Here is a 24595-nt window from a genome sequence, read left to right as displayed (position 1 = left end):
GTTCATGAAGATCAAACGCATCCACGCCAAGACCATGCGCCAGGGAATCCGCCGCGTCCGTGACGAGATCGGGCCCCAGGCGGTGATTCTCTCGTCGCGGGAGCTGGATGACGGTGTCGAGGTCATCGCTGCCCTGGACTTCGACGAGGAGGCGGTGCGCGAGCAGGCGGAGCGGGACGAGCGGCGCGTGCCCCCGGCGGCGGAAACGCCGGCGCCACGCCGTCGGGAGGCGCCGTCCCTGGCCGAGCCCGCGGATTTCGCCGCCATGCTGGAGCGGGCCAATGACATCGCCGCCACCCGCGAGGACGATAGCGGTCGTCAGCGGATTGACGTCCATGTGGACGATCCGTTGACGGAGGACGACCTGGACTTGACGGGGATGGAGGCGCCCCGATCGCATGCCCGGCCCGCCCCCGCGCGTCCGGAACCTGCTCCCCGGCGCGCAGCCGCAAGCCGGGCCAGGCCCGGTCGGGAGCAGGAGGCAGCGACCGCCGCACCCCGGGACGACGCCTCGGTGGAGGCCATGCGCAGCGAACTGCGGACGCTGCGGACCCTGTTCGAGAACCAGCTTTCCGTGATGGAGTGGCAGCAGCAGGGCCGCAATCGCCCGACCCGGACCACCTTGTTACGCCAGCTCACGGAGATCGGCCTGGGGCCGGACGTGTGTCGCAAGCTGGCGGACCGGGTGGACGAGTCCCTGGCTCCGGACGTGGCGCTGCGCCAGGCCATGCATACGGTGGCGCGGCATCTGCCGGTGAAGAAGGATGATCTGCTGGACCGTGGTGGCGTGGTGGCCGTGATCGGCCCCACCGGGGTGGGCAAGACCACCACCGTGGCGAAACTGGCCGCACGTTTCGCTTTGCGGCATGGTCGGCAGACCGTGGCCCTGGTCAGCACGGACAATTACCGCATTGGCGCGCAGGATCAGCTGCGCAACTTTGCCCGGATTCTCAACGTGCCGGTGCATACCGCCGGCTCGACGGAGGAACTGGAAGAGGTGCTCGGCGACTTGGCGGACAAGCGTCTGGTACTGGTGGACACCGCCGGCATGAGCCAGCGCGACATGCGCCTGGCGGAGCAGTTCAGCACCCTGAAGGCGCTGGGGGATCGCATTCGCAGCTATCTGGTGCTGTCGGCGAACACCCAGCTGGCAACGCTGAACGAGACGGTGAAGGCGTATGCCGGGGCGCGCCCGGCGGGTTGCATCGTCACCAAGACCGATGAGGCAACCAGTCTTGGCGCGGTGATCACGGTGCTGCTGCGTCAGCGGCTGCCGGTGAGCTTCCTGGGCAATGGCCAGCGGGTGCCCGAGGATCTTGCGCCGGCACGGGGTGATAGACTGGTGCAGGAAGCCGTGGGCCTGGTGAAGCAGTATGGTCAGGCCGCCGACGACGACCAGCTGGCGGTCGCCTTCGGGGGCGGTGCCGGTCAGGGGCAGTAGGCCGCGCCGCATCGAACAATCGGAGTCATGGAACCGCGTGCGGGACGCGGATGCCATGTCGGAACAAGAGATCGAACAACGCATGGATCAGGCAGCGGGGCTGAGGCGAATGAGCAACCCGAAACCGGTCAAGGTCATTGCGGTTGCAAGCGGCAAGGGCGGGGTGGGCAAGAGCAGCGTGTCCGTCAATCTGGCGGTGGCGCTATCCACCGCCGGCAACCGTGTGCTGCTCATGGATGCCGACCTGGGGCTGGCCAACGTGGACGTGCTCCTGGGGCTCAGTCCGCGCTATAACCTGGCTCACGTCATGGATGGCGAGGCCGAGCTCGAAGAGATCCTGGTGGAGGGGCCGGGGGGCATACAGATCATCCCCGCCTCGTCGGGCACCAAGCGCATGGCGGAACTGGGGCCGGCGGAGAACACCGGCCTGATCCGCAGCTTCAGTGAGCTCAGCGGCGACTGGGACTATCTCATCATCGACACGGCGGCGGGTATCGCCGATAGCGTCATCAGCTTCGCGCGGGCAGCGCGGGAGGTGATGGTGGTGGTCTGCGACGAGCCGTCCAGCATCACCGACGCCTATGCGCTGATCAAGGTGTTGCACCGGGACTACGGTGTGGAGCGGGTGCATGTGGTGGCCAACATGGTCTCCGGCGCGGCGGAAGGCAAGACGCTGTACGACAAGCTCGCCCGGGTATGCGAGCGCTACCTGGATCTCACCGTTGCCTACATGGGCGCCATTCCCCGGGACGATGCCATGCGCAAGGCTGTGCAGCGCCAGCAGGCGGTGGTGAATGCCTACCCCGGAAGTCCGTCGGGCCGTGCCTACGCGGAAATGGCCAAGCGCGTGGACAAACTGCCGTTGCCCACCCGGGCGGAGGGGCACCTGGAATTCTTTGTCGAGCGCCTGGTGCAGTACAACGCGTCCGGCGGGGAGGTGATGCCATGAAGCCGCGCGCCGCCGCTTACACGGAGGTCCAGAAGCAGAGCAGCGAACACGACGTGCTGGTGGAGCATGCGCCGTTGGTCAAGCGCATCGCCCATCATCTCCTGGCGCGGCTGCCGGACACCGTGCAGCTGGAGGATCTGATCCAGGCCGGCACCATCGGCCTGCTGGAGGCGGCGCGGCAGTACGACACCGCCCATGGCGCCAGTTTCACCACCTACGCGGGTATCCGCATCCGCGGTGCCATGCTGGACGAGATCCGACGGCTGGACTGGACGCCGCGTTCCGTTCATCGCCGTGCCCGGGAGGTGGCCCAGGCAAGCCGGGAAATCGAACACCGCACCGGCCGTGAAGCCCGGGACAACGAGATCATGGACGCTCTGGACATGAGCGCCGATGAGTACCACCAGGTGCTCAACGACGCTTCAACGGCACGGCTGTTCAGCCTGGACGAGGTGTCTCTCACCACCGGTGAGGCGCGGGAGCCCGCCAGCGACGACGCCGGCCCGGTGAGCCGTCTGGAGGACGCCGGCTTCCGCCAGGCCCTGGCCGCGGCCATTCGCACGTTGCCGGAGCGCGAGCAACTGGTGATGTCCCTCTACTACGAGCAGGAGCTCAATCTGCGCGAGATCGGCGAAGTGCTCGGGGTGACCGAATCCCGGGTCAGCCAGATCCATGGCCGCATCATGCTCAAGTTACGCGACCATCTTGCCGACTGGACACAATAGCGGCCGGCGGACAAGTTCACGAACTGCGCCCTGTTTGGCAGAACCCGACGCAATGGTCGGGCAGGGTAGGCCACGTTATCCGCGGGAACGGCCCTGACTACAGCAAAGGTGATTCACAGTGAGTTCCGACAAGAACATGAAAATCCTGATCGTGGACGACTTCTCCACCATGCGGCGGATCATCAAGAACCTGCTCCGCGATCTCGGTTACAACAACACTGCCGAGGCGGACGACGGCAATACCGCCCTGCCGATGCTCAAGAAGGGCGGCTTCGATTTCCTGATTACGGACTGGAACATGCCCGGGATGGACGGGCTCGAGCTACTGAAGAACGTGCGCGCCGAGGAGGAGCTCAAGGATCTCCCGGTGCTGATGGTGACCGCCGAGTCCAAGCGCGAGCAGATCATCGAGGCGGCCCAGGCCGGCGTCAACGGCTATATCGTCAAGCCGTTCACCGCCGCCACGCTGAAGGAGAAGATTGACAAGATCTTCGAGCGTATCGGATCGGCCGGCTGAGGAGTGACGCATGAGCACTGAAGCCAGCGATCTCGATCGTTATGCAGAAAAGGCGCGGGAACTCCTGAACCATGTGGAGGCCGGTGACCACGAGGCGGTAGGCGAGGTTCTGGACGAGCTGACCCGCCTGCGGGAGACCGAGCTGTTCCGCGAAGTGGGCAAGCTCACCCGGGAGCTTCACGAAGCGCTGAAGTCGTTCCGCACGGATAACCGTCTGAGCGAACTCGCCAGCGAGATCCCGGATGCCCAGGATCGGCTCAACCACGTCATCGAACTCACCGACAATGCCGCGCACCGCACGCTGACGGCCCTTGAGGAATCACTGGAGTCGCTGTCGGGCCTCGGCAGCGAGGGCCGGGAACTGGCCGCGGAGTGGAAGCGCTTCCGCCAGCGTGAACTCTCCGCCACCGAATTCCGTGACCTCAGTCGGCGCATGGACGGGTTCTTCCAGCGCCTGGAGACCGAGGGCGCCACGGTGCAAAGCAAGCTCACCGACGCCCTCATGGCCCAGGACTACCAGGACCTCACCGGCCAGATCATCCGGCGCGTGATGAAACTGGTGAAGGAGGTGGAGGACGGGCTGGTGTCGCTGATCTCCATCTCCGCGCCGGAGCGGACTACGGAACAGCGGAAACCGGCCGATAAGCCGGTCACGGACCCGATGGAACTCGAGGGGCCGCAGGTACCGGGCCAGGAGTCCGACACCGCCGTGCAGGGGCAGGACGAGGTGGATGACCTGCTCTCCAGCCTGGGATTCTGAGGCGGAAGGCGGCACGGGAGCATGGGTAAGCGGGTGAAGGGGCGCGCCACGGGCAGCGCCCACCCGGGAAGCGCTTGGGGGCATTATGGCAACTGACACACAGGACGAGATCGTCCAGGACTTCCTGGTGGAATCCCGGGAGATTCTCGATGAGCTGGGCGAACAGCTGGTGCAGCTCGAGCAGCAGCCGGATCAGAAGGACCTGCTGCACGCGGTCTTCCGTGGCTTCCACACCATCAAGGGTGGCGCCGGTTTCCTCGGGTTCGATCCGCTGGTGGACGTCTGCCACCGCACCGAAGACCTCTTCAATCTGCTGCGTAACGGCGAGCGGCAGGTGACCTCGGAACTCATGGATTACGTCCTGCGCGCGCTGGATGTGGTCAACAACCAGTTTACGGACCTGCAGAACGGTGAGGATGCCCGCGGTGCGCCGGCGGATCTGCTGGAGGCCCTGGAGCGGCTGCAGCAGGAAGAGCACCTCGGGGATTCCGCGCCCGGCGCCGCGCCGGCTGCCGAGCCTGCAGTCCAGCCTGCAGCCGAGCCTGCAGCCGAGCCGCAGCCCGCGGCCAGCGGCAGCGCGCCCGCCGACGATGACATCACCGAGGAGGAGTTCGAGGCCCTGCTGGATGCCATGGACGAAGGCAAGGCGGAGGCTGCGTCGTCGCAGGCCGCGCCGCCGAGCAGCGGTGATGACGAGATCACCGACGAGGAGTTCGAGAAGGTACTCGATCAACTCCACGGCCCCGGCACGCACAAGGGCGTGCCCGACGGGGCGGATGCCGGCCAGTCGGCCGAGGCAGGCGACGGCGATGATCTCATCACCGACGATGAATTCGATGCGGTGCTCGACCAGATCCACGGGCAGGGCAAGGGCCCCACGTCCACGGATGCGGGGTCGGTAAGCCCCGAGCCGCCGGCGCCGGCGAAAGCCGAACCGCAGAAGCCGGAAACGACCCCGCCGGAGCCAGGCCGCGCCGAGGACAAGCCCGCCGCCGCAGGCGGTGGGTCCGGCGGTGGCGGCAGTGATGCCGGCGGCGCCGGGGGCGCTGGCGGAGCCAAGGGGGGAGGCAGCGGCGAGACGTCGGTGCGCGTGGATACCGGCAAGCTCGACGACATCATGAACCTGGTGGGCGAGCTGGTGCTGGTGCGCAATCGCCTCAGCACCATCCGCTCCACCTACGATGACGAGCGCATGAGCCAGGCGGTGGCGGACCTGGAACTGGTCACCTCGGACCTGCAGAACGCGGTCATGAAGACGCGCATGCAGCCCATCAAGAAGGTCTTCGGGCGTTTCCCGCGCCAGGTGCGCGACCTCGCCCGCAGCCTGGGCAAGGAGGTGGATCTGCAGATGTCCGGCGAGGAAACCGATCTGGACAAGAACTTGGTGGAGGCCCTGGCCGATCCACTGGTCCACCTGGTGCGCAACTCCGTGGACCACGGCATCGAGGAAGCGGCGGACCGCGAGGCCGCCGGCAAGCCCCGCAAGGGGGTGTTGCGCCTGTCCGCCGAGCAGGAGGGTGATCACATCCTGCTGACCATCGCCGATGACGGCAAGGGCATGGATCCGGAAGCCCTGCGCACCAAGGTGGTGGAGAAGGGGCTCATGGACCGGGAGTCCGCCAACCGGCTGGACGAAAAGGACTGCTTCAACCTCATTTTCATGCCCGGGTTCTCCACCAAGGCGGAGATCTCCGATGTCTCCGGGCGTGGCGTGGGCATGGATGTGGTCAAGACCAAGATTTCCCAGCTCAACGGCACCGTGGACATCGACTCGGCGCCGGGGCGGGGTACGACCCTGAAGATCAAGGTGCCGCTGACCCTGGCCATTCTGCCGACGCTGATGGTGCGCATGCGCGGACGCAAGTTCGCCCTGCCAATGTCCGTGGTCAGCGAGATTTTCGAGCTGGAAATGGACAAGACCAAGGTGGTGGACAACAGGCGCGTGATCATGGTGCGCCGCAAGGCCATGCCGCTGTTCTTCCTGGAGCGCTGGATCGATGCCCTGGGCAGTCTGGAAACCCGGGATCCGGATGCCGCCCGGGAGGAGCAGCAGGTGGTCACCGTCAACGTCGGCAACCAGACGGTGGGCTTTGTGGTGGATGATGTCATCGGGCTGGAGGAAGTGGTCATCAAGCCGCTGGGCAGCATGTTGCAGGGCCTGCCCGGCCTGGCGGGGTCCACGATCACCGGCGATGGCAGTATTGCACTGATTATTGATATTCCCAGCCTGGTGAAGACCTTCGGCTCGCAGATGTAGTGCGCCGCTGGCGGGGCTGATGAGGAGAGGTGCGTGGCCAAGCGCGTATTGATCGTGGACGATTCCGGGTTTTTCCGCCGACGCATCAAGGAGATGCTGTCGTCGGACCCGCGGCTGGAGGTCGTCGGTGAGGCGGCCGATGGCCGACAGGCCGTGGAAGAGGCCGTGCGCCTGAAGCCGGATGTCATCACCATGGACATCGAGATGCCGGTGCTGGACGGCATCTCCGCGGTGCGCGAGATCATGCAGCGCCAGCCGACGCCGGTGCTGATGTTTTCGTCGCTGACGTTCGATGGCGCTCGCGCCACGCTGGACGCGCTGGAGGCCGGGGCGGTGGACTTCCTGCCCAAACGCTTCTCCGACATCTCCTCCAATGCGGACAAGGCCCGCGAGCAGCTCCAGGAGCGTGTTCGCACCGTGGCCGCAGGCGCCCGGCCCGGAGCCGCAACCTCGCGGACACGGCCAACGCCGCCGCCGACGGCGACGCGTTCATCCACGGCCGCTGGCGCTGCGACCCGGGAGAGTGCCGCTCCGGCCCGACGCGCCAGCGCCGGCCCCAGCGCCAGTGATCTGGACCTGGTGGTGATCGGCGCCTCTACCGGTGGGCCTGTGGCCTTGCAGCGGGTGCTGTCGGCACTGCCGGCGTCATTCCCGCTGCCGATTCTGCTGGTGCAGCACATGCCGGCCAATTTCACCGCGGCCTTCGCCCAGCGGGTTGACGGCATGTCGAAGCTGCGCGTCCGTGAAGCCGTGGACGGCGACACCCTGGAGGCCGGCACTGCACTGCTGGCGCCGGGCGGGCAGCACATGGGCGTGCGTCGGCGGGGCAGTGCGCTGAGCGTGCGTGCCATCGAGCCGCGGGATGGTGAATTCTACAAGCCCAGTGTCGATGTGGCCCTGCGGGAAGCGACCCAGGCCTGTGGTGGCCGCGTGCTGGGAGTGATTCTCACCGGCATGGGAGCGGACGGTTGCGAGGGCGCGCGTGAACTCAAGGGCCGCCAGGGGCATGTCTGGTCCCAGGACGAGGCAACCAGCGTGATCTACGGCATGCCCGGGGCGGTGGCCAAAGCGGGGCTGACGGATCGCGAGATGCCGTTGACGGACATTGGCCAGGCACTGGCCCGATTGGCCTGAGGACGCTGAAGCGATGCGGACATGGGCGATATCCAACCAGAAGGGCGGCGTCGGCAAGACCACCACCGCCGTCAGTCTCGCCGGGTTGCTGAGCAACCGTGGCCAGTCGGTGCTGCTGGTGGATCTCGATCCCCACGGGTCCATGACCGCCCACTTCGGCTACGACCCGGATGACATCTCGCCCAGTGTCTACGACCTCTTCCACGACTCCGTGGATGCCGGGGACATTCCCATGCTCCTGCGGGACACCGGGGTGAACAACATCAGTCTGCTGCCGGCGAGCACGGCCCTGGCGACACTGGATCGCCAGCTGGGCTCGCGCCACGGCAAAGGGTTGGTGGTTCGCAACGCCACACGCGCCCTGAGCAGCCGCTTCGATACCGTCTGCATTGATTGCCCGCCCATGCTGGGCGTGTTGATGGTCAATGCCCTGGCGGCCTGTGACGAACTGCTGGTGCCGGTGCAGACCGAGTTCCTGGCCATCAAGGGCCTGGAGCGGATGCTGCACACCCTGGAAATGATCCAGCGTTCACGGCGCCAGAGCCTGCCGTATCGCGTGGTGCCGACGATGTTCGACCGCCGCACCCGGGAGTCGGTGGAAGCGCTGCGGGAACTGCGGGAGCGCTACGGGGACGCCGTCTGGGACGGTGCCATCCCGGTGGATACCCGCTTCCGCGACGCCAGCCGCCAGGGCGTTCCCCTGACGGTGTCGTATCCCTGGTCCCGCGGCAGTCAGGCCTATCGCAAGCTGCTGGAGTCGCTGCAGGAGGATGAGTCCACGGCGGGGGAGGTCGCGGCCCATGACTGATCGGCGCAACCAGCCACGACACGCACTGGCGGAACAGCAGGAAGCCATCCGGGACTACCTGGATGCGCTGCTGCAGGAGATTCCGGATTTCGACGATGCGTCTGCGCAGCAGGTTCAGGCGCAGCCCGGGGAGACCGCATCGCAGCCGGCCCGCGAGGAACTCGCGCCGGCGACCGGGACAGCGGCTTCGGAGCCGGTTGCCGAAGTGCAGCAGCAGCCGCACCGTCCGGCGCCGGCGGAAACGGAGCTGGAGCCGGAGCCCGTGGCAACGGACCCGCATCACGCGGACACCGAGCTGGAAGCGCAGGAGCTGGAGCGCGGTGCGTTGCAGGCGCTTTTCTTTGACGTGGGCGGCCTCAGGCTCGCAGTGCCACTGACGGAACTGCACAGCGTCGTGCCCTGGGGCGATGTGGATGTCACGCCCATGCCATGCCAGCCGGACTGGCAGCTCGGGCTGATGCGCTACCGCGAGCGTCACGTCCGCGTGGTGGACACGGTGACCATGGTGCTGCCGCCGGATAAGCGACAGACGCCGGAGGCACAGGCCGAGCCGCAGCACATCCTGGTGGTGGGCGATGGCACCTGGGGCATCACCTGCCACGGCATCGGCGATGTGCTCCGCCTGGGGCCGGACGAAGTGAAGTGGCGGCGACGCGGCAGCGCCCGGCCGTGGCTGGCGGGCACGGTCATCGGCCATCTCAGCGCCGTCATTGATACCGGCGCCTTTGCGCGCATGCTGCAGCAGGGTGCCGGGCAGAAATAACTCATGTGACGGCGAGCGCCGCCGATAACTAAACGAGACGGTACAACGCAAGTGGAGGCCAGCAATGGCGCAGCAGCAGGCTGACAAGGAGCAACGGCAGGAGCACCAGGGCGCGTTGACGCAGTGGGTGACCTTCTCCCTGGAGCAGGAAACCTACGGTATCGACGTGATGCGGGTCCAGGAAGTCCTGCCCATGAGCGAAATCGCTCCCGTGCCGGGGGCGCCGCCCTATGTGCTGGGCATCATCAACCTGCGCGGCAACGTGGTCACGGTGATCGACACGCGCATGCGTTTCGGTCTGCCGTCGCGGGAGTCGGACAGTGCCAGCCGTATCGTGGTCATCGAAACCGGCGATCAGGTGGCCGGCATCCTTGTGGACAGCGTCGCCGAGGTGATCAACGTCCGTGAGGACGAGGTGGATACCGCGCCGAATGTAGGCAACGAGGAGTCGTCCAAGTATATTTACGGCGTTGTGAGCCGTGGCGAGGAGCTCCTCATCCTGGTGGACGTGAACAAGCTCCTGAGCCGTGAAGAATGGGAGGAGGTGTCATCCCTCTGACACCGGACAGGACAACGGCATGACGCTGAGCCTGATTGTTGCAGTGGCCGCGCTGGCAGTGGCCGTGGCCGCGGCGGTCATGGCCCTGTACCAGGTTCGTCGCGCTGAGGCCCGCGTCGCCGGGCTGCGGGACGAGCGCCGCCGCCTTCTCGAAACCGTCGAAGGCCTGTCCTCCGGCGCCGTTGCCCAGGGGGAGCGCATCGCCCGCGTGGAACAGGAGCTCCAGCGGCTCAAGGAGCGCCTGAGCATGCTGGGTTCCCGGGAAAGCGGCAATGCCGCCTTCGATCAGGCCATCCGCATGGCCCGCAAGGGCCTGCCCGCCGAAGATATCGCCGACGCCTGCGGCCTCAGCAAGGTGGAAGCCGACCTGGTGGTGCTGATTCACCAGGAGGGTGACGAAAGATGATCTGCGTCATTGCGGAAGATCGAGGCCGTAGGGCGGACCTTCAGGTCCGCCGTTGATGCCTCGATCAACCGCCTTGGCTTGCATGTCGCGCGACGGCGGACCTGAAGGTCCGCCCTACGGGTCCGCCTACGCAATTGCGGTTCCGCGGCTCAGCGCAGATCCTCCGGCGTCCTGCCCTTGATCAGGTACGCGAAGGCGATCACCTCCGCAACCACCCGGTAGAGCCGCTCCGGGATTTCCTCGTCCACCTCCAGCTGTGACAGCAGTTGCGCCAGCGTCTCATCGGCATGCACGGGCACGTCGTGATCCTGTGCCAGCGCCACGATGGCCTCGGCCAGGGCATCCGCCCCCTTGGCGCTAACCGTCGGTGCGCCGTCACCATCGTATTCCAGCGCCACGGCCAGGCGGTGGCGGGTGCTGTCAGGCCTGCTCATTGATGAATCCCTCCCGTCCGTATTCCCCCGGCGCGTTGTCGGCCATGGGCGGGCGCCCCTGCGCGCAGGTCATGTTAGCCACCCGCAGTCCGGCGTCCTGCAGGCGCTCCGTCAGCGTCTCCATGTGCCGCTCCAGGAAACGAGCGGTTGCCGGGTGTTCCGCCCACCAGGTGGTGGCAACAGCCTCCGTGGAGAGATGGATGACCGCGTGCATGGGCCCCAGACGTTCGAAGTTGAAGCTCACCATCACCCGCCAGGTCCGCTCGCCGTCCTGGTCGTCGCCCTCGCCGTCACGGTCCATGCGGAACTGCAGCAGGTCCATGCCGCGGCCGTCACGCACCGGCAGTTCGAAGAAGAAGGGCAGGGCGTCGCCGGCGAGCAGGGCCAGTTGATGCAGTTGCGTTCGGGCCAGGGCGCCGTCGGCCTGTCGGGCCAGTTCCGTCAGCGCCTCGCCCATGCCTCCGGGCGTGGCCAGACTGGGGAGTTGTGGTGGAGGCGGTGGCGTGGCGGGTGCGGTGCGCCCCTGGGCGGCGGGCGGCAATGGCTGATCGCCGCTGCCCGTGGTCCGGGGCCGGGCGTCCAGGGCCTTGAACACCTGGTTGACGAGCGCAGTGAGCTGGCCCTTCTGATCACCCCGGATCGTGGTGGGCGGCTCGGCGCCGGTGGCCACCGCGGCGAGGCGGCGTTCCAGGTGCAGGCCGCTATCGGCGACGGCCTGGCGCAGCCCGTCACTGCGGCTGACCTGGGAGGCCTCCGGCAGGGCCTGGAAATACTGGCGCAGGGCCTGTTGGACCTGGTCCGGCAACTGCCGGACCGTGGAGGGTTCCTGCGTCGCCAGCGCGGCATTGGCGGCCAGTGCATTGGGCGGTGCCTGCCGGGCCAGCAGTCCGCGCATGGCTTCCGACGATTCGCTGGCGCGCTGGGTGGGCAACACACGCAGCATCAGGGTGTCAGAATCCTGACGCACCACCTGGACCTGCAAGGGTTGGCCCGCCTGCAGGGGCTGGTCGGTGCGTGCCTGCAGGGCCTGGTTGCCGAGCTGCAGCGTCACCTGACCGTCCCGCGTCACGGAGCGCGCCACGGCGTCCAGCACCTGGCCGGGCTGCAGCGCGCGGGCCGCGCCGGCCGGAGGCTCCGCCACGCGGAGCAGCGCGGCCTGTGGGGCAACGGGAGGGGGCAGCATGACAGTCGTCTCCGGTGAACTGGATCGATGATACCAGTGCCCTATCCGTACGGGCAGTTTTCTCGGTTGGCATGGCTCTCGCATGTGGGGCTGACACGGCGACGACACGACGAGGCGATAACGCAATGGCTCAGCACAGCGATTCTCTGCAACAGCACCCGGGTGAGGTCGGCCCCGTGGTGCCCCTGGGCACGGAGCAGCAGCTTCCCATGGAGCAGGTCTGGCAGTTGGTGTCCCGTTGGATGGGGAGTCTGGAACTGGATGCGCTGATCCAGGCGTTCGGCGAAAGCGCGAGTCAGTATTTTGACTGTGCCGGCGTCACCTACCAGCCGCCGGAGGGCGGTGAGGTGCTGGAGCACGGTGAACTGGCGGAACACCAGGCCCAGTATCGCCTCACCGTCAAGGGCGACTCCCTTGGGACCTTGACGCTCCACGCCCGGCGGCCATTCAGCTCCGGCGATCTTGCCGTGGCGGAGCAGTGTATCGGCCTGGTGGTTACTCCGCTACGCAATGCCCTCAAGTACGAGGCGGCACTGCGGGAGGCGCGGACGGACCCGCTGACCCAGGTGCTCAATCGCAGCACCATGGAGCAGAGCCTGTGCCGCGAGCTGGGCCTGGCCCGTCGCCATGGCGAGGAGTTCTGCATGGTTTCAGTGGACCTGGATGACTTCAAGACCGTCAACGATGCCTTCGGTCATGCGGCCGGTGATGAGGTGCTGAGGGATCTGGCAACGCTTCTGCGGCGCTGTGCCCGGGAAAGCGATCTCATCTATCGCACCGGTGGTGACGAGTTTCTCATCGCCCTCAGCCACACCAGCCTGGCCGGTGCCAGGTTGCTGGCGGAGCGCTTGCGCCGTGCAGTGGATCGCAACGTGTTCCGTCACAACGGCGAGGAGTTGCCGGTGTACGTGAGCATCGGCGTGACCGCGCTGACTGACGGGGATACCGTTGACAGTCTGCTCGAGCGCGCCGATGAAGCGCTGTACGAGGCCAAGCGCGCGGGGCGCAACCAGGTCGCTTTCTGGTGATTGCGGGGGCGCGTCAGGAGTCGTCTATCCCCTGGAGCTGGCGTATCCAGGCGCCACCCTCCCGGAGCTCCTCCGGCAGTCCGTCCCGGCGTTCCCGCGCCGCGTCACGGTCACCATCGGCGCCGGTCACCACAAGGTACCAGTCCTCGCCGTCGCGTTGCGTTCGAAGCAGGTAAAGCTCGGCGAGGTCGGCGTGACGTTCCATCCAGCGCCGGACTGTCTCCGGGTCGTGGGCTGCCACCAGCTGGATGGTCCACATGTTTTCGTCGTGCCCGCCGCGCCAGTCACGACCTGCAGCCAGGGTCCGCTCCAGTTCCGATTCCGGCTCCGGCTCCGGCGCGCTTTCCTGGTCCGGGTCAGTCGCGGCGGTGTCGTCGGTGTCCTCGTCAGTCGTGCCCGGTGCAGGTGCCTGCGGAGCGTCCTCGGTGTCTGCCAGGTCCGGTTCGGTGTCTGTCTCGGGAACGGGTTCCTCCGGAGCCTCCGCGTCCGCTTCCGGGGGAGCCTCGGTCTGGTCAGCGGAAGCGTCACCACGCGACTCGTCGTCGTCTCCGAAACCATAGGTCTCGGGGGTGTCCACCATCTCCGGTTGTTCAGCTTCCGCCGGCATGCCGGTGTCGGGGGCATCCGTGTCGGGACCGGCCGTGTCATCGGATTCCGGCGCTGCGGCAGGTTCCTCGGCGGCGGTGATGTCGGTGCTTTCGATCCTTTCCGGATCGTCCTCTGACGGGTCGTCGGCGATAAAAGTCAAAGCCAACAGCGTGCCCACCAGGACCACCGTGGCTGCGGACACCAGCCCGATGCTGCGCCGGGAACCGCTGGGCAGCAGACCCTCGGGCCAGGGAATGGACCGCGACGGGCGTGCCGCCGGCGCGGCGGGCCGCTCGCCCGCGAGCTGCTGTCGGGCCGCCTCCAGAATGGCCCCCGGGCGACCGCCGCTGGATTCCGCGATGACATCGATATTCAGGCTCCCCAGCAAGTGGCCGTCGACATCGCCGTCCGCCTTGAAGGCCTGCGCCAGAAACGCACGGGTCGCGGCCCGGTCGAGGCCATGCAGAGCCACGGTCACGGGAGTGCGGTCGTGATCCAGCCCGGCGAGCTCGGTAAGCCGCAGGGCGACCCGTGGCGAACCCACGAGTAACAGCCCCAGGGGCGGCACGCCGTCCGCCCGGGTGTCGTCCCGCAGTGAAAGCAGTGCTTCGAGAAGGTCATCGCCGAGAAGGTCGGCGTCGTCCAGTGCCAGCACGGCATGTTCACCGGCGCTGGCGAGCGCGGTTAACCGCTCGACGGCGTGCGCGCGGATGCGGTCCGGCGCCTCCGAGGGCGGGGCTGGCAGCTGTAGATGCTCCAGCAGCCCCAGCAGCAAATCGGTCAGCGTGAGACCCGCTTCCGAATGCACGGCATAGATGCGCAACCCATGGTCGCTGCGGGCCAGGATTCTGCGCAGCAGGTGCGTGCGGCCGCTGCCGGGATCACCCTGCAGCACCACCACCTGTTCAGCGGACTGCAGGTGCTGCAGAAGCAGGTTGGCGCGGGTTTCCCGCTCGCCATCGGTGTAGTGGAACGTGGCACGCAGCGCGCCGCCCACTTGTGAATCATCAACGCCGCCGGCCATGGATTCCTCTTTACTCCTCACTCCGTGCCATAGCCCGCCATTGTGCGTGCCCCGGGCGTCTGGGCCAAGCGGTGTTCCCGGGGGATCAACCGGGGTCAACAGGGGAGTTGACACCTCCGGGAGCGCTTCGTATCATGCGCGCCATCTTGACCAAGTCGAGATGCAGCGTCCCCATCGTCTAGAGGCCTAGGACACCGCCCTTTCACGGCGGTAACAGGGGTTCGAATCCCCTTGGGGACGCCATTTCTTCCCGCAGCTTATAAGCCTTTTACGACCCGACTCGCCAGTGCGGCCCTAACGCGGCTACGCTGTCCGGGTTCGTGCCCCCCGTCCAGACCGACGATTCCCCCTTAGTCAGCCGTGGCGCGCGGATCTTCCGTGGGTTCCTGGCGTTGTGTGTGACCTGGGTCCTTTTCTCGTTCGGCGCATTCGCTACCATGGGCGCAGTTGCATCCGGCGTCCGACAATCGCCAGGGAATCGAGATGCGTGGCTGGGCGTGGCTTTTAGGGTGCGCGAATGACTGAACCGCAAAAGCGGCACGACGACGATGCCCGCCGGCTGGCGCTGCAGGCGCTGGGTGTCATGGATACGCCCGCGGAGCCAAGGTTCGACCGCCTCACGCGGCTGGCTTCACGCCTGTGCGACGCCGAGTACGGTGCCGTCACGCTGCTTGATGGCGAACGGCAGTGGTGCAAATCCTGTTTCGGAATCGACTTTCCCGAGATCCCCGAAAACGAATCCTTCTGTCAGTTCGCACTGGATCGCCCGGAAATCCTGGAAGTCCGGGATACGAGTGCAGATCCCCGGTTCATGAATAACCCCCACGTGTTGGGGGGAGCAAGGATCCGCTTCTACGCCGGGTGTCCCATTCATGCCCCCGATGGCACCACCCTTGGTACGCTTTGCGTTTTCAGTACCCGACCCGGTGCGTTGACGCCGGATCAGCGGGAGGATCTGACGGAACTCGCTGTTCTGGCGGAGCGCGAACTGGCCATGGACGACATGAGCGAAGCGCTTGCCGCGGAACACAGGCGCGTGGAGGAGTTCGAGCGGCGCAAGCGCGAAGCCGAGCTCGCTAACCGTGCCAAGAGCCAGTTCCTGGCGCGCATGAGCCACGAGATCCGCACGCCCATGAACGGTATTCTCGGCATGCTCCAGCTTCTGGAAGACTCATCGCTCGACGGCGAGCAACGGCGGTTGCTGCATGTAGCGCGCACCTCCGGTGATCTGTTGCTCAGCCTGGTCAACGACATCCTCGACCTCTCCCGAATCGAGGCGGGCAAGATCACCTTCCAGGATCAGGCGTTCAGCCTGCGTACCTTGCTTGAGCACATGGAGGAGCTCATGCGCCCCCTGGCCAGCAGGAAGGGGCTGGACTTCCGGGTGTGCGCCGATGCGGATGTCCCGGATGTCTTGCGCGGTGATCCACAGCGATGCCATCAGATCCTGATCAATCTGGTGAACAACGCCATCAAGTACACGGCGCGTGGGCATGTGCTGGTGGCGGTGGCGGTCGAGACGCCCGGCCCCACGGAGACACGCCTGCAATTCCGGATCGAGGACACCGGTGGTGGTATTCCCGAGGCGGATCAGGGACGCATTTTCGAGGCCTTTGCGCAATTGGAGGGCGGTGCCGGAAGCGAGAGTTCCGGCACCGGGCTGGGGCTCTCCATTACCCGGCGTCTGGTGGAGAGCATGGGTGGCGGCATTGCTTTGCAGAGCCAGGTCGGGCAGGGGAGCGTGTTCTCGGTGAGCCTGCCCTACCAGCTGGCCGAACAGGCGCTGAGCGTGGGCCAGGATGAGGCGGTGGTGGACCTTCCCGGGCCGTCCCCGCGCCAGCGCGTGCTGGTGGCCGAGGATGACTCCGTGAGCCGCCTGGTGGCGGTTTCGTTCCTGGAGCGCGACGGCCATGAGGTCATCGCCGTGGAGGACGGGCGCGCTGCCCTGGATGCCCTGCTCTCCGGCGCGGTTGATCTGGCCCTCCTCGACGTGCAGATGCCGGAATTGAGTGGCCTGGAGGTCGCGCGGCAGTTGCGTCAGGAGGAGTCGCGGCGCGGTGGATGTGCGATCCCGCTGATTGCGGCCACCGCGCACATGATGGAGGGCGACCGGGACCGGTTCATGGAGGCCGGCATGGATGATTTCCTCGGCAAGCCGATTCAGCAGGTGGAACTGCGGCGGGCTCTGCTGCGGCACGGTCGTGGTGACGGTGAGCCCGGCGAGCGGCAAGCGGGCGACGAGCTTGTGCCGGAGACGGCATCCCTGCTCCAGCGCCTCGGCGGCGACGCGACGCTGGCGCGGGAACTCATCGATACCATGCTGGACGGTCTCCAGGACCGGCGCGGGGAACTTCGCGATGCATGGATGCGCGGCGACACCGAGGCGCTGCGGCGCCAGGCGCATACCCTCAAGGGCATGTTCGCGAACATGGGCATGGAGCGGGCGGCCGGGCAATGCGCCGCTCTGGAGCGGGCGCTGAATGACGCCAATGGCCTGACGCAGGCGCAGGGGCCGTACCTGCAGGCCGAAGGCATGCTGGCGACGCTGCGGCCGGAGCTCGAGCAGCTGAAACGGAAGTTGGCCCTGGATGCTGAGTAATTGGTCGGGTTCAAGGGATCGCCGGGCCGGCCGATACATCCAATGCAGGTTGTACCGTTCGCACATAAATGTACAATTATCGTACAATAAATTCGGGGTCCAGCAGATGGGAAAAGTACTGGCGGTGGATGATTCGGCCACCATGCGGCAAATGGTGGCGACCGCTCTGAAGGAGACCGGGCATCAAGTCAGCGAAGCGGCCGACGGCACGGAAGCCCTGCGCAAGGCGCAGGGGGAGCGGTTCGATCTGGTGATCACCGATGTGAACATGCCGAACATGGACGGCCTGACGCTGATCAAGGAACTCCGTGGTCTTCCCGGTTACCGCTTCACGCCCATTCTGTTCCTGACCACGGAGTCCCGTGCGGACATGAAACAGCAGGCGAAGGCGTCGGGGGCCACCGGCTGGCTGGTGAAGCCGTTCAAGCCCGACCAGTTGCTGGCAACAGTGGGCAAGGTGCTGCGATGACTGCCCTGGGCATGCGCGTCACCGCGGCGGTGGTGCTGACCTTGGCTCTGGCTCTGCTGGCCTGGTGGCAGACCTTCCTGGCAGTGCCGGCGGTGCTTGCCGCGGCCACCGCGGGCTGGTGGCTGGGTGCCCGTGGTCAGGGCAGCGCTGCGCGCTGGAGCGTGGCAGACACCGGTGGCCAGCGTGAGCTGGAGCAGGAGCTGCGCGGCTTTCTCGGTGACATGGACGAAAGCCTCAACGCCGAGTTTGGCTACGTCCGCGATGACCTCGCCCAGATCCGCTCCCTGGTCACCGATGCGGTCCAGCAACTCAATGGCAGCTTCGTCGGTGTGAACGAGAAGACCCGGGAGCAGGCCGATCTGGCATCGCGGGTCATGGAATTCTCCCGGGATGAAGCCGGCGACGATCAGCTGGGTATCCAGTCCTTCGTCAAGGAAACGGAGTCCATCCTCTCCGATTACGTGGAGATGGTGGTGGAGATGAGCCGCCACAGCGTCGATGCTGCCCACAGCATGGACGACATCGTCGCGCAGATGAATACGGTCAACAGTCTGCTGGATGACATCCGCGGCATTGCCAAGCAGACCGACCTGCTGGCCCTCAATGCCAGTATCGAGGCGGCACGCGCCGGGGAGGCCGGCAGGGGCTTTGCGGTGGTGGCCGAGCAGGTGCGCGCCCTGGCGGAGCAGGCCAACAGTTTCAACGACCAGATCGGCCAGCAGGTGGGCAGCGCCCGCGCCGTCATTGACCAGGCGCGGGCGTCGGTGAGCGAGATGGCGTCCCAGGACATGAACGATTCCCTGAACGCCAAGAACCGGATCACGTCCATGATGCAGGGGCTGGAGAAACTCGACCAGGAAGTAGAGGCCGGCCTGGCACGCATCTCGACGCTCACCGGCGATATCGACACTCATGTGCAGGACGCCGTGCGGGCGCTGCAATTCGAGGACATTTCCACGCAACTACTGGATAATTCCGCCCGCGGCGTGGACGGCCTGGACAGCTACCTGTCGGGTATCCGGTCGGTGGTCAAGGAAGTCAGTGGCGCCGATTCCCGGGGGGATCTGGCGACGCGGCTGAGTGAGGCGCGCGCGGGGCTGGAGGTGCAGCGCCAGCGCCGGCAGGAAGAGCGCCAGTCGCTGCGCTCGGTGTCCCAGAGTGACATGGACGCCGGCGACGTTGAATTATTCTAGTGTTCCGCGGCCCCCATGGGGCCGCGGCAATGATCCAGTCCGGGGAGGAGATCGGCATGCCATTGACCACCAGTTATTCCGACGAGGACGGTGAGCTGATCATCCGTATCAGCGGCCAGTTCGACTTCGGCCTGCACCGCGATTTCCGCGATGCCTACCGCAACGCCACCGGCGTGCGGCGATTCGTGGTGGATCTGGCGGACACCGAGTACATGGATAGCTCTGCCCTGGGCATGCTGCTCCTGTTACGGGAACACGCGGAGTCCCACAGCTCGCAGGTGGAACTGCGCAACGTCAGCGGTGAGCTCGAGCGCATCCTGCGCATCGCCAATTTCCACCAGCTCTTCCCCATGCGCAACTAACCCCGGGGCGTCATGAGTTCGGCGACGAGCAACGACGCCACGGAGGGGGCAACGCCGGAAGGCGATAACGGCACGCTTGCCACCGTGCTGCTGGTGGACGATGAGCCGGTCAATCTGCAACTGCTTCGTGGTATGCTACGCCACCGCGCGGGCCTGGAGTTCCTCACGGCCGCAGACGGCGAGGAGGCGGTGCAGCGCGTCTCGGAGCGGCGTGTGGACCTGGTGCTCATGGACGTGCTCATGCCCGGGGTGGATGGTTACGAGGCCACTCGGCGCATCAAGGCCCTGGATGGCGACAGTTACATACCCGTGCTGTTCGTCACCGCCCTGAACGATGACGAGCAACTGGCCCGGTGCGTGGCCTGCGGCGGCGATGATTTCATTGCCAAGCCGGTGAGCCGTGTACAGCTCAACGCCCGGGTGGATTCCTGGCTGCGGATCAGCCAGGTGTACCGGACCCTGCGCAGGCAGCGGGACGAACTGGACGCCTATCAGCGGCGCAACGAGATGGACCAGTGGATTGCCCGCGACGTAATGCAGCGGGCGACCGCCTCCGAGGTTCTTCATCGCCAGGGTGTCGCCTATCGGTATCATCCCGCGGAGATCCTCAGTGGTGACATGCTGCTCGCTGCCGAGGGTCCGGACGGGCGGTGTTTCTTTCTGCTGGCAGACTTCACCGGGCACGGTATCGCCGCGAGCATCGGCACCGTGCCCGCTGCGGATCTGTTCTACGGCGCGGTTGCCGCCGGTGCCGGCCCCGAGGAGGTGCTGGCGCGGATCAACCGCAAGCTCTTCGAGTATCTGCCGGCGAATCTCTTCATGGCCGGTGCGTTGCTGGTGCTGGATCCGCGCCAGCAGAGCGTGGAGGTCTGGAACGGCGGCATGCCCGATGTCCTCTACCGTGCGGCGGACGGCTGCCACGGTCGCGTGACTTCCAGCCACCTGCCGCTGGGGGTACAACGGAGTTTCGGCTCCGCGGGAACCACGGTGTTGTCGGCGCCGGAGGCTGTCTGGGCGGTCAGTGACGGCGCCCTGGAAGAGCGCGACGCCGACGGCGAGGAGTTTGGCGTGGCGCGTGCCGAGGCGGCGCTCCATGCCGGTGGCGTCGGGGCGCTGGACGACGCCGTGGCGGCTTTCCGGGATGGAACCAGGGATGACATGACCATGCTGGAGGTGCGGCCGGCGGATTTCGCCGCACCGGGGGTCGCCGATGTCAGCCGTCAGGCGCCCCGGGATTGGTCGTTCAGCCTGGAGCTGGACGCCCGGGCCCTGCGGGAGGTGTCGCCGCTGCAACCCGTGGGCGACGGCGTGGCCCGCATGGAAGCGATGGACGAAGAGTCGCGGCAGGCGCTGCTCACGGTGCTGGCCGAACTCTACTCAAACGGTCTCGAGCACGGCGTGCTCGGGCTGGACTCCGGGATGAAGGATTCCCCGGACGGGTTTACCGCCTACTACGAAGGGCGGCAACAAGCGCTTCAGGCGCTCCGCGTCGGCCGCGTGCGGATTCAGCTGGATCGGCGCTCCGACGACGCCGGCCCGTTTCTCCTGATCCGCATGACGGATTCGGGCAGTGGATTCGACTATCAAGGCCTGCTGGCCGGGGGCGAGTCGGATCACTCCGCGCTGCGTGGCCGGGGGCTCACGCTGATCCAGGGCATGTGCGAGTCGCTCCGGTACTACGGGCGCGGCAATCAGGTCGAAGCGGTGTACCGGCTGCCCACGGGCCGTTGATGGTCCCCGATGCGGACCTGCGAGCCGCCATGCCCACGTATGGCGACTGAGATCAGGACAGTGCCCGGCACGGATTGCCCCCAACATCCGAGGTAGTACGCCATCAGCGCTGAATGCATGCGAGAAGGTCTTCAGGAAATCGTCGATGACCTGGCCGCTATTGCCGGCGAATCCCTGGCAGTTGCCGACGCGCGCGCGCCAGATCAGCCAGTGGTCTACGTGAACCCGCAATTCGAACGGCTCAGTGGCTGGCCGGCAGACGCCATCCTGGGCAGTAACTGCCGGGTCCTCCAGGGCGAAGAGTTCGATCAACCGGCACGATGGCTGATGCGCGAGGCGATTCGCGACGCACGGGCCATGCGTGGCCTGATGCGCAACTATGATCGTCACGGTCGGGCGTTCATCAATGAAATGACGGTGCTGCCGCTGGGTGGATCACCCGGTGAACCGGAATGCTTCGCCGGGTTTCTCCGGGACGTATCGTCGCTCCAGGGGCAGCGCAGCGATGGCATGCCGATGGTGACAGAGCGGCGCCGGGAGCAGGGGATCGAGACCCTGGTGCAGCGCCATGGCGGCGGCGCCGTCGATGACCAGGTTCCGGCCCGGCGGTACTGGCTCCAGGTGGCGGCCACACCGGCGGACCGGATTTTTGCCGGGTGTCTGGATCAGCACCTCGAGTTCGAGTCCCAGTGGCGTGAGGCGCACCCGTTCACGCCGGACGATCTGCTGGCCCAGGTGCGTCGCCGCGCGGAGCGTGCGGCGCCCTGGTTGCGGCTGCAAGTCACCCGTGAGTCCCGGTTTCCCGAGCATGTCCACGGCGTGCTCCAGGTGCTCACCGATGTGCTTGCCGGTGTCCTCGGGCTGCTGTGCCGGTTCCATCCGGTTTCGGAGGTGCGGGTGGACCTGGGGCTGGAACGCGGCCAGGAAGGCGGAATGGCGCCGCTGCTGACGGTGAGCCCCTCGTTGACCGGCAATGTCGAGGCCAGTGTTTCCGAGGTCCGGGACGATGCGGCCTGGGGTGCGCTGGCCGCCATGAGCTTCGTCGAGATGGCCCGCGAGGCGCGACTGGGCGGTGCCGTGCTCAGTGTCGATCCCGAGTTCACGTTTACCCTGCGGCTGGAGCACACGATCTCGCTGCACGATGTCCACGGCGGGGCTGCGCGCGACGGCGCACGGCCGTTGCAGGTGCTGGTGGGCGAGGACAATCCGGTCAACTGGAAGATGTTGCGCGGGCTACTGGAGCGTGACGGTCACAGCGTTCGCGTGGCCGAGGATGGCGAGCAGGTGCTGGCCGCCGTGGCCGAGCAACGGCCGGATGTGGTCTTCCTGGACCTGTACATGCCGGGGTGTGATGGTTTCGAGGCGGCGCGCCGCCTGCGGCAACGGGAGGTGGATCAGGAGTTGCCGGGGCTGCCGATCATTGCCGTTACCGCGGCAGGAATGGAAGAAGCCCGGGAGCAGAGCCTGTCCGTGGGCATGGATGCCATCGTCACCAAGCCGGTGAGTCATGAACACTTGCGGCGGGTGCTTTGGGAACAGGTGGGCCGGCGTGGTGGTGACGGCGACGGTGAGCAGGCCGGAGATGCGGCCGCCGCCGAACAGGCGGAACTGGATCGGGCGCTGCGAGCGCTGGATTACGACGTGCCGTTGTTCCGGGACATGCTGGAAGCGTTTTCAAGGGATTTCCCCGAACGGGTCCGCAATCTGCAGACGGCCCTGGAGCAGGGTGACACCACCGAGGCCGGCTTCCTGGCGCACACCATCAAGGGTGGGCTCTCCAATTTCAGTGCCCTGGAAGGTGTGGGCCTCGCCAACGCCCTGCATGACCAGATTGATCGGCAGCAGATGGTCGAAGCTGGTGCGACTTTGCGGCTGTTGGAAGACGCGGTCGCCGGATTTACGGAATGGGCGGAGTCCGCGCTGGATGCCCGCGACCAGCGCGAGTTGGTGAACGAACAGCGCCGGGAGGACCGGCGCGTGGAAGCGGAGGTGGCCGAGCTGTCGGTGCTGGTGGTGGAGGACGCCGCGGATACCCGCCTGATGCTGACAGAGTTCTTGCGTCGGGACGGGTATCGGGTCTTCGCCGTGGAAGACGGGGAGCGGGCCCTGCAGCACCTGGAACACCAGGTTCCCGACCTGATCCTCATGGACTGTGTCATGCCCGGCATGGACGGCCTGGAGGCGTGTCGCCGCATCAAGCAGCGTGATGAGTTTGCCGACCTGCCGGTGCTCATCATTACCGCGTTGAATGACGAAGCGTCTGCCAGCGAGGCGATCCGTGCCGGTGCCACGGATTTCACTACCAAACCGATCTTTCTACCGGTGCTGCGGCAACGCCTGCGCCAGATGGCGCTGTCCCGGGAGCGTCACCAGCGCATCAAGTACCTGGCCTATCACGACGCATTGACCGGCCTGCCCAACCGCGCCAGCTTCAACGAGGGTCTCAACGGCCTGCTGGACGATGCGCGTGACCGCGGCGTGCAGCACGCCCTGGTGTACCTGGATCTGGACCAGTTCAAGATCGTCAACGATACCTGTGGCCACGGTGCGGGCGACGAACTCCTGGCGCGCCTGGGCCGGGTTCTGGCGGCACAGGTCCGTGAGCGTGACATGGTGGCCCGGCTGGGCGGCGACGAGTTCGGTGTCCTGTTGCAGAACTGCGGCCTGGAAGACGCCGTGGGTGTTGCCGAGAAGCTGGTGGAGGCGGCGCGCAACTACGTGTTCGTGTGGCAGGATCAGGCGTTCTTTGTCGGTGCCAGTGCCGGCCTGGTGGCGGTTACCGCGGACAGCGTCGGCGCCGAGGATCTGCTCAGTGCGGCGGATACCGCATGTTACTCGGCCAAGTCCAATGGCCGTGACCGGGTGCAGGTCTACCGCGACGAGGACGGCCATGTGCTGCAGGAATCCGAGCTGATCCAGCAGGTGCCCCGCATCAACCGGGCCCTGGAGGAAGACCGCTTCGTGCTCTATCGCCAGCAGATCGTGCCGCTGTTTCCCGGGGCTGACGAGATGCCGCACTACGAGGTGCTGGTCCGCATGCTCGGTGAGGATGGCGAACTGGTCGCGCCGGGGAGTTTCATTCCCTCGGCGGAACGCTACCAGGTAATGCCGCGGGTGGATCGCTGGGTGGTGCGCCGCGCACTGCAGGGCATTCGTCAGATGCACCTGGAACAACGACAACCGGCCCGCTACAGCATCAACCTGTCGGGCACCACCGTGGGCGAGAAGGGGTTCGCGGATTTTCTCGAGGCGCGGGTGCGGGACACCGGAGTGCCGCCGGAGTGGCTGTGTTTCGAGATCACCGAGACGGCCACCATTCGCCGTCTGGAGACTGCCGTGGAGTTCATCCAGCGCATTCGCGCCCTGGGCTGTTCCTTCGCCCTGGACGATTTCGGTGCCGGGTTGTCGTCCTTCGGCTATCTGAAGACGCTACCGGTGGACTACATCAAGATCGACGGCCGCTTCGTGCGGGAACTGCTGCTGGACTCCTTCGACCAGGCCATGGTGGAGGCCATGCAGCGCATCGGCACGGTCATGGGGATCGAGACCATCGCCGAGTTCGTCGAGAACGAGGAGGTCATGGACCGGCTCCGCGACATCGGCGTGCGCTATGCCCAGGGCTTCGGTGTCCACAAGCCCGAGCCTTTCATCGACTAACTTCGGTT

21 protein-coding genes and 1 tRNA gene are annotated in these 24595 nt (G+C 66.5%); 19 read left to right on the top strand and 3 right to left on the bottom strand.

Translation table 11 applies throughout. The features are described 5' to 3' along the window. The first annotated feature begins 4 nt into the window (after positions 1-4). The 11 genes from flhF to KU884_RS10970 all read left to right on the top strand — a co-directional run bounded on the left by flhF (position 5) and on the right by KU884_RS10970 (position 10319). A complete protein-coding gene (gene flhF / locus KU884_RS11020) occupies positions 5-1441 on the top strand; it encodes a flagellar biosynthesis protein FlhF (RefSeq protein WP_167782690.1) in 1437 nt (478 codons plus the stop codon). A gap of 55 nt (positions 1442-1496) precedes the next feature. Further along, complete coding sequence (locus tag KU884_RS11015; protein WP_305793261.1) at positions 1497-2390, top strand: MinD/ParA family protein; 894 nt, start codon at positions 1497-1499, stop codon at positions 2388-2390. Next, the gene (locus KU884_RS11010; protein ID WP_167782689.1) at positions 2387-3115 is read left to right on the top strand and encodes an RNA polymerase sigma factor FliA; all 729 of its coding nucleotides are present in this window, start codon (positions 2387-2389) and stop codon (positions 3113-3115) included. The genes KU884_RS11015 and KU884_RS11010 overlap by 4 nt, the downstream gene beginning before the upstream one ends. Before the next feature lie 136 nt (positions 3116-3251). Next, positions 3252-3632, top strand: coding sequence for a chemotaxis response regulator CheY (gene cheY / locus KU884_RS11005; protein WP_167784221.1), 381 nt, complete (start codon positions 3252-3254; stop codon positions 3630-3632). Between the two features lie 10 nt (positions 3633-3642). Beyond that, positions 3643-4392 carry a protein phosphatase CheZ gene (locus KU884_RS11000; protein WP_167782688.1) on the top strand — a complete coding sequence of 250 codons (750 nt, stop codon included), beginning with the start codon at positions 3643-3645 and terminating at the stop codon, positions 4390-4392. A gap of 85 nt (positions 4393-4477) precedes the next feature. After that, a complete protein-coding gene (locus KU884_RS10995; protein WP_167782687.1) occupies positions 4478-6649 on the top strand; it encodes a chemotaxis protein CheA in 2172 nt (723 codons plus the stop codon). Between the two features lie 33 nt (positions 6650-6682). Continuing rightward, on the top strand, positions 6683-7783 hold the full coding sequence (locus KU884_RS10990) for a chemotaxis response regulator protein-glutamate methylesterase (protein WP_167782686.1): 1101 nt from the start codon (positions 6683-6685) through the stop codon (positions 7781-7783). A 13-nt stretch (positions 7784-7796) separates the two neighbouring features. Next, a complete protein-coding gene (locus KU884_RS10985; RefSeq protein ID WP_167782685.1) occupies positions 7797-8591 on the top strand; it encodes a ParA family protein in 795 nt (264 codons plus the stop codon). Then, a complete protein-coding gene (locus tag KU884_RS10980) occupies positions 8584-9354 on the top strand; it encodes a chemotaxis protein CheW (protein ID WP_167782684.1) in 771 nt (256 codons plus the stop codon). Before KU884_RS10985 ends, KU884_RS10980 begins: the two co-directional genes overlap by 8 nt. A gap of 64 nt (positions 9355-9418) precedes the next feature. Next, positions 9419-9913, top strand: coding sequence for a chemotaxis protein CheW (locus KU884_RS10975; RefSeq protein ID WP_167782683.1), 495 nt, complete (start codon positions 9419-9421; stop codon positions 9911-9913). Between the two features lie 19 nt (positions 9914-9932). Then, positions 9933-10319, top strand: coding sequence for a DUF2802 domain-containing protein (locus tag KU884_RS10970; protein ID WP_167782682.1), 387 nt, complete (start codon positions 9933-9935; stop codon positions 10317-10319). Between the two features lie 149 nt (positions 10320-10468). On the opposite strand, the gene KU884_RS10965 is transcribed toward KU884_RS10970, so the two are convergent. Together KU884_RS10965 and KU884_RS10960 are read right to left on the bottom strand one after the other, a co-directional pair. After that, positions 10469-10753, bottom strand: a complete 285-nt coding sequence (locus KU884_RS10965) for an EscU/YscU/HrcU family type III secretion system export apparatus switch protein (RefSeq protein WP_167782681.1) — start codon at positions 10751-10753, stop codon at positions 10469-10471. Then, complete coding sequence (locus KU884_RS10960; RefSeq protein ID WP_167782680.1) at positions 10740-11936, bottom strand: flagellar hook-length control protein FliK; 1197 nt, start codon at positions 11934-11936, stop codon at positions 10740-10742. Before KU884_RS10960 ends, KU884_RS10965 begins: the two co-directional genes overlap by 14 nt. A gap of 125 nt (positions 11937-12061) precedes the next feature. On the opposite strand from KU884_RS10960, the gene KU884_RS10955 reads away from it, so the two are divergent. Beyond that, the gene (locus KU884_RS10955) at positions 12062-12964 is read left to right on the top strand and encodes a GGDEF domain-containing protein (protein WP_167782679.1); all 903 of its coding nucleotides are present in this window, start codon (positions 12062-12064) and stop codon (positions 12962-12964) included. Positions 12965-12977: 13 nt separating this feature from the next. Here KU884_RS10955 and KU884_RS10950 read toward each other — a convergent pair whose 3' ends face one another. Continuing rightward, positions 12978-14576: an SPOR domain-containing protein gene (locus KU884_RS10950; protein ID WP_167782678.1), complete on the bottom strand. Its 1599-nt coding sequence runs from the start codon at positions 14574-14576 to the stop codon at positions 12978-12980. Positions 14577-14743: 167 nt separating this feature from the next. On the opposite strand from KU884_RS10950, the gene KU884_RS10945 reads away from it, so the two are divergent. The 7 genes from KU884_RS10945 (at position 14744) to KU884_RS10915 (ending at position 24587) form a co-directional block, all read left to right on the top strand. After that, positions 14744-14819, top strand: a tRNA-Glu gene (locus KU884_RS10945). A 274-nt stretch (positions 14820-15093) separates the two neighbouring features. Next, positions 15094-17175 (top strand): GAF domain-containing hybrid sensor histidine kinase/response regulator, encoded by a 2082-nt coding sequence (locus KU884_RS10940; RefSeq protein WP_167782677.1) that lies wholly within the window; start codon positions 15094-15096, stop codon positions 17173-17175. Between the two features lie 106 nt (positions 17176-17281). Further along, positions 17282-17644 carry a response regulator gene (locus KU884_RS10935; RefSeq protein ID WP_167782676.1) on the top strand — a complete coding sequence of 121 codons (363 nt, stop codon included), beginning with the start codon at positions 17282-17284 and terminating at the stop codon, positions 17642-17644. Beyond that, positions 17641-18837, top strand: a complete 1197-nt coding sequence (locus KU884_RS10930; protein ID WP_167782675.1) for a methyl-accepting chemotaxis protein — start codon at positions 17641-17643, stop codon at positions 18835-18837. The genes KU884_RS10935 and KU884_RS10930 overlap by 4 nt, the downstream gene beginning before the upstream one ends. 56 nt (positions 18838-18893) lie before the next feature. Next, positions 18894-19199, top strand: a complete 306-nt coding sequence (locus tag KU884_RS10925; protein ID WP_167784220.1) for an STAS domain-containing protein — start codon at positions 18894-18896, stop codon at positions 19197-19199. Positions 19200-19211: 12 nt separating this feature from the next. Further along, positions 19212-20930, top strand: coding sequence for a SpoIIE family protein phosphatase (locus KU884_RS10920; RefSeq protein ID WP_167782674.1), 1719 nt, complete (start codon positions 19212-19214; stop codon positions 20928-20930). A gap of 117 nt (positions 20931-21047) precedes the next feature. Continuing rightward, positions 21048-24587: an EAL domain-containing protein gene (locus tag KU884_RS10915; RefSeq protein ID WP_167782673.1), complete on the top strand. Its 3540-nt coding sequence runs from the start codon at positions 21048-21050 to the stop codon at positions 24585-24587. The last annotated feature ends 8 nt before the right edge of the window (positions 24588-24595 follow it).

Origin of the sequence: Aquisalimonas sp. 2447, from assembly GCF_012044895.1 — a bacterium.
Taxonomy (GTDB): Bacteria; Pseudomonadota; Gammaproteobacteria; order Nitrococcales; family Aquisalimonadaceae; genus Aquisalimonas.
The sequence above is the reverse complement of the archived record's forward strand: the minus strand, read 5'-3'. Positions and strand labels throughout refer to the sequence as shown.